The organism is Lyngbya sp. CCY1209 (genome assembly GCF_055795065.1).
This window is the reverse complement of record NZ_JAYFER010000099.1, coordinates 1-311: the sequence shown is the minus strand read 5'-3', so window position 1 is coordinate 311 and position 311 is coordinate 1. Positions and strand designations below refer to the sequence as shown.

Below are 311 nucleotides of genomic sequence, written 5' to 3'. Positions count from 1 at the left end.
ATCCGTTTTTCTGGGTCGGTTTTGTCTGTGTAAAACCAATATTTATTAATGGGATTTTTCGGTGGGGGCGGTGCGTTGCGGCCAGGTTAATATTTACCGTTACAACCCATGATTTATCGATGCCGCAACACACCCTACCGGGATTTTGGGAAACGCCACCCCCCACATTTCCGCCATCACGGTCATTTATAACATCATCATCGCACCATCCAAATTTCATAAACACCCAGAAATGATCCGTTTTTCTGGGTCGGTTTTGTCTGTGTAAAACCAATATTTATTAATGGGATTTTTCGGTGGGGGCGGTGCGT

1 protein-coding gene is annotated in these 311 nt (G+C 45.0%); it reads right to left on the bottom strand.

What is annotated here, in order from left to right:
- On the bottom strand, positions 1-220 hold a 220-nt coding region (locus AC0QHF_RS00595), incomplete at its 3' end, for a hypothetical protein (RefSeq protein ID WP_324702247.1).
- Positions 221-311 lie beyond the last annotated feature (91 nt).